The organism is Nitrospira sp. SG-bin1, from assembly GCA_002083365.1.
Lineage (GTDB): Bacteria > Nitrospirota > Nitrospiria > Nitrospirales > Nitrospiraceae > Nitrospira_D.
This window is the reverse complement of the sequence record LVWS01000032.1, coordinates 265448-278224: the sequence shown is the minus strand read 5'-3', so window position 1 is coordinate 278224 and position 12777 is coordinate 265448. Positions and strand designations below refer to the sequence as shown.

The following is a 12777-nucleotide window of genomic DNA, read 5'->3' as shown; positions in this document are numbered from 1 at the left end:
AGAGTGTTTAGTTCGTTCGAGGACATGCCGGTTTGGCAGAAGGGGATGGAGCTTGCCAAAGAGGTGTTCTTGCTCACGGAGGGACTTCCAAGGAAAGAAGATTATGGGTTAACCTCACAGATTAGAAGGTCCGCCCTTTCGGTCTCGGGCAATCTTGCTGAAGGGTTCGGACGTCAACATACCAAGGATAAGCTGAATTTTTATTACGAATCCAGGGGTTCGCTGGCCGAAACCAAGAATCATCTGATCTATGGAAGACACGTAGGATACCTCAAGCTGAATGAGTCAGACCATGCCATGTGTCTTGTCGGGGAGATTTGGCAGGAACTCAACGCGCTGATACGCTCTCTTCGCCGGGCTACTCAACCTTAACCTTAGCCTAGGTCTTCTTTATGTCATCTTTCTGGTCCGATAAGCGTGTTGTCGTGACGGGGGGAGCCGGGTTTCTCGGTTCATTCGTCGTGGACCAGTTGGCCGTGAAAGGGTGTCGGCAGATCATCGTTCCCCGGAGTAAGGACTACGATTTGGTACAGATGGATGCCGTGCAGCAACTATACAGCGACGCAAAACCCGATGTGGTGATCCATCTCGCGGCACGTGTCGGCGGGATCGGTGCCAATCAAGCCAATCCCGGACGGTTTTTCTACGACAACCTCATGATGGGCACCCAGTTGATCGAAGTAGGCCGCCAACGGGGAGTGAACAAATTTGTGGCGATCGGGACCATCTGTGCCTACCCCAAGTTCGCTCCGATTCCTTTTAAGGAAGACGATATTTGGAATGGGTATCCCGAGGAAACCAATGCCCCGTACGGGTTGGCGAAGAAAATGATGTTGGTCCAGTCGCAAGCCTACCGTCAGCAGTATGGATTCAATTCCATCGTGCTCTTTCCCGTGAACCTCTACGGCCCGCGCGATAACTTCGACTTGGAGACCTCCCATGTGATCCCGGCTCTGATTCGGAAATGCGTGGCGGCTAAGGAAACGGGACAGGCATCGATTACGCTCTGGGGAGATGGGTCGCCGAGCCGGGAATTTTTATATGTCGAGGATGCGGCCGAGGGGATTCTGTTGGCGGCCGAACAGTACGAGGGGAGTCTTCCGGTCAACCTGGGGACGGGTGAAGAGATCTCGATACGCAATCTTGCCCAATCAATCGCAGTGGAAGTTGGTTTCACCGGTCAAATCCAGTGGGACATCACGAAGCCGAACGGCCAGCCGCGTCGGTGCCTGGATGTCAGTCGGGCCAAGCAGCTCTTCGGATTTCAAGCCCGACATCGCTTACGCGACGGACTGAAAAAAACCGTTCAGTGGTTTCACGCCAACAGTCAGACGATACGGGAAGTGCATTTTTAGATCGCTCGCCAGGTCTGTTCATTCCACCGGAACTCGCAAGGATGGGCTCACCTTCGCCTTAGTCTCGAGTGCGGCTCATCCTCGTCGGAAGCGTAAATTATTGAACCAAACTCTAAGTAAGCTACAATGGGAGCACTGCCTGGTTGTTTCGTCTTGCACTGTGAGGTGTTGAGTGAAGCGTCTCGATATCATCGCCGGAGCACGGCCCAATTTCATGAAGATCGCGCCGATCATTGAGGCCCTCAACAGGGCGGAGGAGCGTGGTGGTGGCCTGCGGTACCGATTGATTCATACGGGCCAGCATTATGACCGGGCCATGTCCGGCAGTTTTTTTGAAGAGCTCGGGATTCCTGATCCGGACATCAACCTCGAAGTGGGGTCCGGCACCCAGGCCGAGCAAACCGCCGGTATCATGGTTGGGTATGAAAGAGTTCTCTTGAAGGAAAGGAGCGACCTCTGTCTTGTCGTGGGGGACGTGACGTCTACGATGGCCTGTTCCATCGCGGCGCGAAAACTGGGTGTGTCGGTGGGTCATGTGGAAGGCGGCATACGATCCGGTGACTGGACGATGCCGGAGGAAATCAATCGTGTGGTGACCGATTCCATCACCAACTGGTTTTTCACCACGAGCGAGACGGCCAACGAGAATCTGCGCCGTGCCGGCGTGACCGACGACCGGATCTTTTTCGTGGGCAACACCATGATCGACACGTTGCTCAAGAACGCGCCGCGCCTGCGACCTCCGGCCTGTTGGCAGGGACTGAAGCTTGAGCCGCAGAAATATTTTGTAGTGACCCTGCACCGGCCGGCGAACGTTGACGGAGAACAGCAACTGCTCAGACTTTTGCGGGCCATTGCGGATGGGACACAAGGTTTGCCCGTTATGTTTCCTGTCCATCCCAGGACGGCCAAGAATCTGCGAGAGACGGGGAGTAACCTTCCCTCCATGCATTATGTTGACCCACTGGGCTACCTGGAATTCAATTATCTCGTGAAACATGCCAAAGGCGTGATTACCGATTCAGGCGGGATTACCGAGGAGACGACGGTTCTTGGAGTGCCGTGCCTCACTCTTCGCGACAACACCGAACGACCTGAAACTATTACGGTCGGTACAAACGAACTAATCGGAACCGACCCCAATAAACTTCCACCAGCACTTGCGCGATTGATGGCAGGGCAGTGGAAGAAAGGCGCGATCCCGCCGCTGTGGGATGGAAAGGCGGCTGAGCGGATTGTCGAACATTTGGAACGGGTGCTGAACGATAGGTAACTCGTGGCTGATCCACGCATAGCCACATCCGTCCAGTCGTGGCTAATCGGTGATCGAGCAATCAATCTACAAGGTACAGCCAGAAATAACTCCTGCGTTTCGATCTGTCCCAGTTGGTACGCCTCTGTACTATCGGCCTCCGTTCATTGAAGACGACATTCCCCAGTCGATTCGACAACTCGCTGATTCATCACAAGATTGAAATCCCTCGCTCTGGACCATGTTTAACTGTCACAAAAATGGTTTTCAGTTGTCGCAAGCTTGCAGAACCAATACCATCACAGTAGCCTTCATAACTATCACGGCATGAATTGAGTTGTCCGAGCGCCGAGTAATCACAGACCGAATGATTTCCACTAATAAGTAATTAATCATGGTATCCGCTTCGCGGGGCCATCTCAACACGACCCCAAAAACTACAATCCTACTCATCATCACGTAATGTTGTTATAGCATCGTCCAACTCTTTCTATGCCTACAAGTTGGAGAGGAAGTTTACACCGTATGTCAACAGGCCGTAGACATGTGCTTGTTCGGGTTTTGAGCGGGGGGAGCGCGCTATCAATCGTTGATCAGGGAATCTGTTCCTTGTCTACGTTTATAACGACAGTTTTAATGGCAAGGACGCTCACTCCTTATGATTTTGGCGTGTATAGTCTGCTTTTTGCGACCATGTTGGTTGTCAATGGCTTTTCAAATGCTTTGGTCTCAGACCCTGTTAAAGTGTTCGGCGTCCATGAAAGCGCTGATACTCTCAACGAGTATTTCGCATGCCAGGTGATATATCGATTTATCCTCGGTCTTTTTGCTGCGACTGCTGGTTTCATCGCTGTTGGTATTGTTCAAGATGCTGGTTTCCATAATGCGCTGGCATTCGCGATTTGCGTATTTGCGGTACAGTTTCAGGAACTCGTTCGAGTTTTTAACGCTACTCGTTTTAGGTGGCGCTGGGTTTTGGCTAGTGATGTCGCAAATCACGTGACAAGACTCTTGCTTCTGTTGCTGCTGGCCAATGCACATTTATTGGAGGTGGACACGGGCTTGTATGCAATTGCAGCTGGCGGCGTTGTGGGATCGTTAGTTAGCACTCTGGGAGGAGCTACTATTAAAAGACCGAGCTTCCACAGAGTTGAGGCTGAGCTATGGAGAAATTGGGCTTATGGTAAATGGTTATTGATCGAGAGTGTTGTATTTGTCGCATCCTCACAAGCGTATTTGTATCTGATCGCCCTATGGGTTGATGTCGAATCAGTCGGTGCCTTTAGCGCAGCGCAGACATTGGTCGGAAGTCTAAATGTATTGCTAATCGGAATAACATCCTACTCGATACCTGTCGCCCGACGATCCCTAATTCACGACGGTTACAAGGCTTGGCGACAATGGCTTAGTAAGGTTGGACTCGCGGCCACGGGATTGGCAGCGATTGCTTGTGTGATTCTTTCCATTGGAGCACGACCATTACTTGGCTATGTTTTTGCTTTAGGTTATGCACAATATGCGTATTTAGTGCCTATGCTAGGTCTAGTCATGGTATTGACGGTTGTGAACAGCATGTTGAGCATTGCGTTTCGCACCGCAGAAATGCCGCAAGTGGGGTTCTTTGCGAAATCGGTTTCGGCTGTCATCACAGGGGTCATTGCCTACCCACTCATTCAATTGTGGGGGGTGGCTGGTGCGGCCACGGGATTGATAATCACACAACTATGTTGGCTAGCTGTGTACAGTTTTCATCTTTTTCTCAGGAAAACGATAAACGAACAACGCATCGATCATATTAAAGCTGCGCTACGGTCGTCGGCCTCGACTGAAGGGTGCAGAGCAGCGAAGATCGACGACGATGGGCAAGTACCATCCTTGCCGGGTCACTTGGTGAAGCAGCAATAAGAGTAACTACGACAAGAACGTTTCTCTTGATGGCCTAATAAATTAAGTATGGGTTTCTTTCCACCACGAGCCCGTTGCTGAGAAGTATGCGAACTGTCGTGATAATAGCTGTGATTGCTCTTGCGCTTGAGTTTCAAGACGCAATCGCCCAAGAGAACCTGTTAGTTAATGGGACCTTCGAAGCGGAACCTTCGAGAAATGATGTGGTGCAGGGATGGTACATAAACGCATGGCCCGAGACGATGCGTAAGAATGTATTGGTGGAATCAGTCCAAGCACCTGCTCCCCATAGCGGGAGCGCACAGGCTGTAACAGTCAAACGTTTAGAGGAAAAAGGAGGAGTGATATTCGCCCAGCCTGTAAGTTTTGGTGCCGGAAAAGTGTATGAAGCATCAATTTCCGTTTACTCATCAAGTGGTGCATATGTTCAATTAGTCTTGCGGGAAAAGAAACCGCCGTATCGCGAAGGAGCTGTCGACTATAAGCAATTACGGGGAGGATGGGAAGATATTCGCATTCGAGGAGGCTTTGATGAGGATATTGCAGGTGTGGTTGGGTTGAGAATCTTGAGTGAATCGTCAATCATCATAGATGATGCGCGGCTCAAAGATATTACGCGCGACGTTCTGAATAATGGTCTAGATGCTGCTGAGCGAAAAGGAAACATTTCTAGAAGGTTCTTTGGCATGCACATTAATAAGCTAGGAACACATCTTTCCTGGCCATCCACTGGCTTTGGTGTGCTTAGATTGTGGGATACCGGTACAAACTGGGCTGATCTTGAACCGGAAAGAGGAGTGATTAGAAGTTCAGACTGGTCGAAGCGCCGGAGCCCAGTCAGTCGGTTACAGTTCTATTTGGACCATGTGGCCAAGCAGGATAGAGACTGTGAGGTGATGCTTACTCTCGCCGTTACGCCGATGTGGGCTTCAAGGCGATCCAGCCATCCTTACTATAAAGGTACTGCAAATCCACCTACTCTTATGGACGATTGGAGGATGTATGTAGGGGAGTTGGGGCAGAGGCTTCGTGGAAGGGTCAGATATTGGGAAATCTGGAATGAGAGCGACCAAGCCCACCAATTCAATGGCACTGTCGAAGAATTACTGGCAATGACGAAGACGGCCGCCGAAGAACTAAAGAGGTCGGATCCTGAGAATTTGGTTTCATCACCTAATATCACGGCCTATGGTCTAGGACTATTGGACCGATTTCTTGATCTAGGTGGTGGAGCATTTGTCGATTATGTATCGTGGCACTACTACCCCACTACTGTTCCAGAAAATAGCTTGCCTTTGATCGTGGCACTCCGTGACGTTCTGAAACGACACTCTCTAGACGATGTGCCTGTTTTAAACACAGAAGGTCGTGTGCGTCTTTCTCATTCTAAGGAGAAAGCACTTCTTTCAGACGATCAAGCAATTCAGTTAGTGATGAGAAGCTATCTTGTCCAGCTGGCCCTCGGAATCGATGGATTCATCTGGTATGTCTGGGACGACGATACAGAACAGACTGTAAGACTGTGGCAACCAGGAGTCCGTCGTTACGAAGCACTGAGTCCGGCGGGTTTAGCTCTTAAGACTTTGAGTGGTTGGCTTGTCGGGAAAAAAGTCCAAAGCGTATCAGTCAGTTGGCAAGCTCATGATGACCAAGTGTGGCGCTTGGAATTAGTAACACCAAAAGGCGAGCACAAAGTTGTGCTATGGCGAACAAACGAGAAGCCTCTCGATATGGAAACAAGATTTGAGGAATGGGTGAATATGTTGACATCGGAGGGAAATGAGAGAACGTTTCCTACGAATCAGACACCAAAGACATCTGGGCCGATCTTATTGCATTAGCTGCCACAATCAATCAACGTTTTCTAACTAAGAAGGACAGTGATGTTTCAGGCGCGTACTCACCAATCGTTAACTTTCTTAGAGTCTGTCCTGTGAATAATTACCTGCAGGGACAAGCAGATCGGTTATCAGGATGCGAAAACCTCCCAACCGACAATACGGGCGGCATAGGGCACTGTAGAAATCGGCTGCAGGTACAATCAGTTGCTTTTGTATTGGTCCTAGCCTGCCTATCGATATCGATGCTTCAACTTCCTGTTGTTCGAAATGCGATCTACGCGTGTCCTTTTCTCATTTTTGTTTTATGGCTTCTTGATGGTGGGAGGATGCCGAGCGTACCGCAATTGATTATGACTGCTCCATTCATTTGGTTGTTGGTTTTATTTGTCTTCTACATTCCTGTGTCAGGACTTTTTGCGTGGAAATGGACTTTCTTTGTTTGTGTCTACACGTCAATCTTTCTATTGGTGGACTTCTCCAAATCTGACATAAACCTGCTGTATCTCAATGTGGTCTTTATGAGTCTGCTTGCTTATTCCTGGTTTACTGGAAATGCTCTTTCCATAGATACCCAGGTGCTGGAAAAAGGACTGATCGATTCTCGAGTGGTGACGGAAAGCCCATTCGCCTTCCCCTTAGGACTCTTTGCATGTTTCTGGATACTGAAGGGGCGTTATTTGTTAGGTTTCATCAATTTTATTCTTACAATCTTGGCGTTTAAGCGCATCGTGCTGTTTGCAATGGCGGCATTCGCCATTACGTTGCTCATGCCTAAGAGAGTTAGGAGTGGTGGAGTCTATGCCCTCTGTGGAGTGTTCGTCGCGACACTAGTCATTCTGTTAGGTATTGAATTCGCTTATGGGCGGTTTGATGAGTTGCTAACAGCTACGACTGGCAGATCAGCAAACGCGCTTTCTATGGGACGACAAGAGCTCTGGAAAGAGGTCTTGGGGCGAGTCAAATTTGATTATACTGATTTTGCAGTGGCGGGTGTCGGTATGGATGAGGTTATCGGAGGGCATATTGCCAAGGCCGTGTGGACTCCCTTTCACAATGACCTTCTAGCAATATGGTTAAGTTACGGTGCGATCGCAATGATTGTATTTGTAGGATTGGTTCTCGCCCCGAGGGAGCCCTCGGCACGGGCATTGGCAACATTTATGCTGACAATCTTTTTAACTGACAACACGCTGATATATCAACATGTCATGATTCCATACCTCTTTATGCTTTCTTCGGTCATTCAGGAACGACATTAGCAATGTGGATCACTATGGATGGTGTACGGCTCCCCACTTGTCAATCGGATATTAATTCAGTAGAGGCTGAATGCCAAGATTGGGCAATGATTTTTTAGAAGATGCGCGAACCAAGGCGGGCTTGCTAAGCGAAACGCGATGATCGACCAAACACATCCCTTATCCATCGGGCGCCAATGCCAGCTACTGCAGCTTGTCCGGTCAACGGCGTACTACGGCTTGAGACCCGTTCTCAATACGACGTAGCATGGAGGATTGCCCTAGGTCTTGCCCATAAGGAAGTTAGGAAGTCATGCCAAAGGTAACAATCATTCAGCGAATCGTTCCCCATTACAGAGTCTCCTTCTTTAGGCTTCTCCAGCGATACCTTACCGACCATGGCATCGACTTTCAACTTGTCTACGGACAAGAGTATCCGGGGACAGTTCCTGAGAGTGTTGTTATTGATGCTCCATGGGTGGTCCGAATTACTAATCGGTATGTTCAAGGTCCTGGAGGGATGTTCGTGTGGCAACCTGTGTGGAGTCATTTGAAAGATTCAAATCTCGTTATAGTTGAGCAGGCTAGCGCATATCTCTTTAACTACATCTTGCAGCTCGGGAGAAGAATGGGAATTCGGAAAGTGGCTTTTTGGGGACAAGGAATCAACGTCAGAGCAAAAAACCCACGTAGCATTCCGGAACAGTTAAAGTCCTTGCTCTTGAACCACGTTGACTGGTGGTTTGCATATACCACACACACTTTCAATATTGTGAAGGCCAATGGCTTTCCAACTGATCGAATCACTGTGGTCCAGAATGCTATAGACAATGACCAGTTTCGGGGGGCCATCGAATCTGTCACTGCCAATGATGTACACGAGCTAAAGACATTATTGGGAATCGACTCTGGCCCGGTCGGCTTGTATTGTGGCGCCTTCATTCCGCCAAAAAGAATCGACTTCCTTCTGGAAGCAGTAAGTCTTCTGAAGCAGCGATTTCCTGGTTTACATGTAATTCTTATTGGTAGTGGCCCGGAAGAAGAGAAAGGGCACCGAGCGGCTTCACGGTATCCTTGGATTCATTATGTGGGAGCCAAGTTCGATGCGGAACGTGCCGTATATTTCAAAGCGAGCGATGTGCTCCTTCAGCCTGGCACCGTAGGTCTTGTCAGTGTAGACAGCTTTGTCGCGGGTGTGCCGCTGTATACGACGAACCTTGAATCGCATGGTCCGGAAATTACATTCATTCAAAACAAAGTTAATGGATGGATCACTGAGAATAATCTAATGGCGTATGTGGATTCAGTGAGTGAGTATTTCCAATCAAGGGAGCGGCAAGAAGCTCTTAAAAATGGCTGTCAGGCAAGCGCAGTATTATACACGTTGGACAGTATGGCTAACAGATTTTCTGAAGGCATAGTCCGGTGTTTGTCTAGAACATGAACCGTGAATGGAGCTTGCGATCCACGACCAATATGACTGCTTCTATGCGGAAGAGCTCACAAGAGGACGTGCCTAATACCACTGTTCGCAATCGGCTGAGGCAGTTGGACGTGAGATGCCGGATCCCCCCTACTGATGTTTGTAATGGGTCAGAGCAGAAGAGGGTGCAGTCATGGTGTCAGTCTCACTCTTTGGTGCACTGGGTGAGGGCTCGCTTCTGTCGCGAAAAAATAGCGTATGTTTCTATTGCACAGGTGATGCTCAATTCAGAATCAGTTGGCTGAGCATTCTTGATTCATTTGTCTGCGGAGTGCTGATGGGCACAGTCAATAGCAGGGGGAACGGTCCAGAGATTGCCTATCTCTGTGACGGTGTGAATGGTATCGTGACACAAATGAGATGGGACCCGACAGCGCCGGTGTTGTGGAGCTGCTGAGCAATGAAGAAGAGTGAGCCCGCCTGCGAGGAGGATGCCGCGTATCCGCAGAACGATACACGCTTGAAGATATGGTGTAGCGGTTTGCCGAAGGAATCGCAAACTGTTTGCAGACACCACGTTGCGATGGACGCTTTGATGGCTCAGCGCATGCGCGTCGTCATCCGTAGCGCCAGCCCGCATGGCGACGTAAGGGTGCCGTCATAGCAACAGTATTCGGGTTGTTATGTGGATGCGATCATAAGACCGCAGTGTATATCGCTGGACGATTGGCACTCACATGAAGATCCTTCAGGTTCACAACTTTTACCGGACGCGTGGAGGAGAATGCGGTGTCGTGGAAGCGGAGAAGCGTCTGCTAGAGAGCCATGGCCATGCGGTCGTTCAGTTCGTGGCGGACAGTAATACGCTTGATGAAATGACGCTTTTCAAGAAGACATCAGCATTCTTACAGATTCCATACAACTTCCAGATTGCTAAACGACTGGAACACCACGTTTCCGACCATAAGCCGGATCTTGCACATGTTCACAATGTGTTTCCGATGCTTTCACCATCGGTCTACGTCGTTCTCAAACGCTATTCTATCCCAGTAGTACAGACCATCCACAACTACCGTTTTCTCTGTCCGAACGGCCTGTTCTACGTGAATGGCAAGATTTGCGAGGCGTGTCAGGAAAAGAGTTATTGGGAGGCAGTCAGGAACCGCTGCATGCATGGGAGTAAAGCGACGAGTTCGCTCTATGCAGCGGCGATTGCATGGGGGTGGCGAAGCGGAACCTTTCACTCTTGCATCGATCGGTACATCGCGCTCAACGCATTTGCTGCGGAGAAACTCGTGTCGACTGGAATACCAGGGGAGAAGATACGGGTCTGTGGTAATTTTGTGAGTGATTTCGCCGAAGGCCCGGCAACTAAGCAGCGGTATGGGCTGTACCTTGGCAGGTTGAGTTCTGAAAAAGGTCTGGCCACGCTTCTTGCAGCTGCCCGCTCGGTTCCGGAATTGCCTCTTAAGATTGCAGGGGCTGGGCCGCTCGAGGTCGATTTGCGCAGTGCAGTTGGCGAACTTGGGATGAACTACGTCGAGTTCGTCGGTCATGTGGCGGGGGAGACAAAGCGACGTCTTATCGCCGAGGCGCTGTGCACGGTCATACCCTCGGAGTGTTATGAAAACTTCCCTCTTTCGGTAGCAGAGTCGTTGGCTCTGGGTACGCCGGTTATTGCCAGTCGCATAGGCGGGTTGCCAGATCTTATCGAGCACGGTCGCACGGGTTTGCTTTTTCCAGCAGGTGATGCAGAGGCGCTGACCGAATGTCTCCGTCGGATTGGTAACAAGGAAGCAGACACTTGCAACATGGCCGCGAACGCGCTTGTTTCGGCGCGGGAACGGTTTTCTCCACAACGCCATCTTGACCAACTTTTGGAAATCTACAGCGACGCAATTAGAAATGCCCAAAAGGCTCCAAACATGCAAGGGCAATGCGTACGGCTTTGAAGCACGGCCGTTTACTGTGAGTCGCAGATGTTACGTGTGGAGTTATGATGGTGGTTGATTGAAAACGATGATGCGGCGGAAAGGTGGTTCTTCGAAAAATAACCCATGAGAATGGTTAACGCTAACGGAAACGGAGCCGTCGGTGTGCTCGATAAGATTGGCCAGCGTACCGGGGGGCTAATTTTGGATTGCTTCATTGATGCAATCCTGTGGGAAGAAGCAATCGATACCCTTCTGCAATGGAGTAGAGAAAGACAATCGCGTTATGTCTCCATCTGCAATGTCCATTCGGTGGTAACGGCAAAGCAGAACCCTGCCTTCCGCCGGGTCATCAACGAGGGGGATATGGCTACGCCGGATGGTATGCCGCTTGTGTGGGTGCTGCGCAGTATAGGGTTTCAATGGCAGGAACGTATTAACGGCCCAGATCTCATGTGGCGTCTGTGCGGGCAGGCAGCGGAGAAGGGACTATCGATATTTCTTTATGGAAGCACATCAGAAACGCTGGAACGACTGACCAATACCTTGAGGATCGCGTTTCCACAGCTGACCATTGCCGGAGTTCATTCACCTCCTTTCAGGCTCCTTTCGGATGAAGAGGAGCAGGAGATGACTGATCGCCTCAACAGTTCAGGTGCCCATATCGTGTTCGTAGGTCTGGGTTGTCCGAAGCAAGAATTTTGGATGGCGGCGCATCGGGGAAAGGTTCGGGCGGTGATGATCGGAGTTGGAGCGGCATTTGATTACCATGCAGGCACGGTGAAGAGGGCGCCACTTTGGATGCAACAGTCAGGACTTGAGTGGCTGTTCCGATTGGTGTGTGAGCCAAAGCGGCTTTGGAAGCGGTACCTGGTGACAAATTCATTGTTCCTAACTTACCTTGGGTTCGAATTGTTCGGGGCGAAGCGAAATGCTTCGAGTAAGTGTTAGCGTTCCAAGTCTATGTGGGGTTTTGATGCCAGCAAGCAGAGATTGTACTCGAAACTCTGTATGATGTGCTTGAGCTGACTTTCTTCCTGACGTGTCAGTGTCCCCCGCCTTTGACAATAACCAAAATCCCGCGCCAGATGATCCAGAGATCCAACATCAGTAGGCCTAATGAAGACCGGCTCATGTATTGGTCCACATACTCATATTCGTAAATTGGTTTGCCCATCTCGGGTGTGCCTTTATTAACATGCCCCAATCCCAACATGCCCCCTCGCAGGAGGAAGCGTGTAATATTGCCCTGCGCACGATCCCGCTCATAATGCAACACCGATAGAGGGCGTGGACCGACAATGCTCATGTCACCTATGAGGACGCTATAAAACTGGGGTAACTCATCCAGGTAGAATTTCTTTACAAACCGACCGACATACGTTCGGCTATCTGGTGTCCATTCCGCTGAATAGGCAAGCCAGTCGTGTCGCTTGGCTCCTTCAGGATCAATGTATTTTACTTTGATAAGACGGAGTTTGTATTTCGGTATAATTTGACCTGCACTCACGGCGTTGTAATAAAAAAACATCGGGCCAGCATTTTCAGGAATCAGCCATCCCTCGATGACATATGCGATCTTAAGTAGTAACAGAATAGGGGCCGACACCAAGACCATGATTGCCGCAACTACCCTGTCAAAGGCCACTTTGATGAATCGTGGTGATAACGGCTCAGTCATCTCAAACAAATGACGATACTTCTGTCTAATTCCATCAGTAGGTGGCTGATAAGGAAAAGCTTCCTTCGGTTCCAGCTTTTTCTTTATGTCGATTGTTTGTTCTGCAATTGCCATGGACACGATTGTGTGGCAAGGCGAAAAAACTGTCCAA

At 49.9% G+C, this 12777-nt stretch carries 12 protein-coding genes; 10 read left to right on the top strand and 2 right to left on the bottom strand.

Annotated features, from left to right (window positions below; all coding sequences use genetic code 11):
- Positions 1–3 precede the first annotated feature (3 nt).
- The 3 genes from A4E19_04235 to A4E19_04225 all read left to right on the top strand — a co-directional run bounded on the left by A4E19_04235 (position 4) and on the right by A4E19_04225 (position 2628).
- Complete coding sequence (locus A4E19_04235) at positions 4–372, top strand: four helix bundle protein (protein OQW33599.1); 369 nt, start codon at positions 4–6, stop codon at positions 370–372.
- Between the two features lie 20 nt (positions 373–392).
- On the top strand, positions 393–1355 hold the full coding sequence (locus tag A4E19_04230) for a GDP-fucose synthetase (GenBank protein ID OQW33598.1): 963 nt from the start codon (positions 393–395) through the stop codon (positions 1353–1355).
- A gap of 214 nt (positions 1356–1569) precedes the next feature.
- Positions 1570–2628: a UDP-N-acetyl glucosamine 2-epimerase gene (locus tag A4E19_04225; GenBank protein OQW33662.1), complete on the top strand. Its 1059-nt coding sequence runs from the start codon at positions 1570–1572 to the stop codon at positions 2626–2628.
- A 246-nt stretch (positions 2629–2874) separates the two neighbouring features.
- Here the strand turns inward: A4E19_04225 and A4E19_04220 are convergent, their stop codons facing one another.
- Positions 2875–3063 carry a hypothetical protein gene (locus A4E19_04220; GenBank protein ID OQW33597.1) on the bottom strand — a complete coding sequence of 63 codons (189 nt, stop codon included), beginning with the start codon at positions 3061–3063 and terminating at the stop codon, positions 2875–2877.
- A 180-nt stretch (positions 3064–3243) separates the two neighbouring features.
- On the opposite strand from A4E19_04220, the gene A4E19_04215 reads away from it, so the two are divergent.
- The 7 genes from A4E19_04215 to A4E19_04185 all read left to right on the top strand — a co-directional run bounded on the left by A4E19_04215 (position 3244) and on the right by A4E19_04185 (position 11896).
- Complete coding sequence (locus A4E19_04215; GenBank protein OQW33596.1) at positions 3244–4512, top strand: hypothetical protein; 1269 nt, start codon at positions 3244–3246, stop codon at positions 4510–4512.
- A gap of 86 nt (positions 4513–4598) precedes the next feature.
- On the top strand, positions 4599–6353 hold the full coding sequence (locus tag A4E19_04210) for a hypothetical protein (GenBank protein OQW33595.1): 1755 nt from the start codon (positions 4599–4601) through the stop codon (positions 6351–6353).
- 242 nt (positions 6354–6595) lie between these two features.
- A complete protein-coding gene (locus A4E19_04205; protein ID OQW33594.1) occupies positions 6596–7612 on the top strand; it encodes a hypothetical protein in 1017 nt (338 codons plus the stop codon).
- Positions 7613–7904: 292 nt separating this feature from the next.
- On the top strand, positions 7905–9035 hold the full coding sequence (locus A4E19_04200; GenBank protein ID OQW33593.1) for a hypothetical protein: 1131 nt from the start codon (positions 7905–7907) through the stop codon (positions 9033–9035).
- 439 nt (positions 9036–9474) lie between these two features.
- The gene (locus A4E19_04195; GenBank protein OQW33592.1) at positions 9475–9678 is read left to right on the top strand and encodes a hypothetical protein; all 204 of its coding nucleotides are present in this window, start codon (positions 9475–9477) and stop codon (positions 9676–9678) included.
- Positions 9679–9751: 73 nt separating this feature from the next.
- A complete protein-coding gene (locus A4E19_04190; protein ID OQW33591.1) occupies positions 9752–10966 on the top strand; it encodes a hypothetical protein in 1215 nt (404 codons plus the stop codon).
- 180 nt (positions 10967–11146) lie between these two features.
- On the top strand, positions 11147–11896 hold the full coding sequence (locus tag A4E19_04185; protein OQW33661.1) for a teichoic acid biosynthesis protein: 750 nt from the start codon (positions 11147–11149) through the stop codon (positions 11894–11896).
- Positions 11897–11990: 94 nt separating this feature from the next.
- Here A4E19_04185 and A4E19_04180 read toward each other — a convergent pair whose 3' ends face one another.
- Positions 11991–12740 (bottom strand): hypothetical protein, encoded by a 750-nt coding sequence (locus A4E19_04180; protein OQW33590.1) that lies wholly within the window; start codon positions 12738–12740, stop codon positions 11991–11993.
- Positions 12741–12777: the final 37 nt, after the last annotated feature.

Coding starts and splice junctions, on each gene's coding strand:
- A4E19_04230 (OQW33598.1), top strand. CDS start 393: ATGTCATCTTTCTGGTCCGATAAGCGTGTTGTCGTGACGGGGGGAGCC.
- A4E19_04225 (OQW33662.1), top strand. CDS start 1,570: ATGAAGATCGCGCCGATCATTGAGGCCCTCAACAGGGCGGAGGAGCGT.
- A4E19_04220 (OQW33597.1), bottom strand. CDS start 3,063: ATGATGAGTAGGATTGTAGTTTTTGGGGTCGTGTTGAGATGGCCCCGC.
- A4E19_04215 (OQW33596.1), top strand. CDS start 3,244: ATGGCAAGGACGCTCACTCCTTATGATTTTGGCGTGTATAGTCTGCTT.
- A4E19_04210 (OQW33595.1), top strand. CDS start 4,599: ATGCGAACTGTCGTGATAATAGCTGTGATTGCTCTTGCGCTTGAGTTT.
- A4E19_04205 (OQW33594.1), top strand. CDS start 6,596: ATGCTTCAACTTCCTGTTGTTCGAAATGCGATCTACGCGTGTCCTTTT.
- A4E19_04200 (OQW33593.1), top strand. CDS start 7,905: ATGCCAAAGGTAACAATCATTCAGCGAATCGTTCCCCATTACAGAGTC.
- A4E19_04195 (OQW33592.1), top strand. CDS start 9,475: ATGAAGAAGAGTGAGCCCGCCTGCGAGGAGGATGCCGCGTATCCGCAG.
- A4E19_04190 (OQW33591.1), top strand. CDS start 9,752: ATGAAGATCCTTCAGGTTCACAACTTTTACCGGACGCGTGGAGGAGAA.
- A4E19_04180 (OQW33590.1), bottom strand. CDS start 12,740: ATGGCAATTGCAGAACAAACAATCGACATAAAGAAAAAGCTGGAACCG.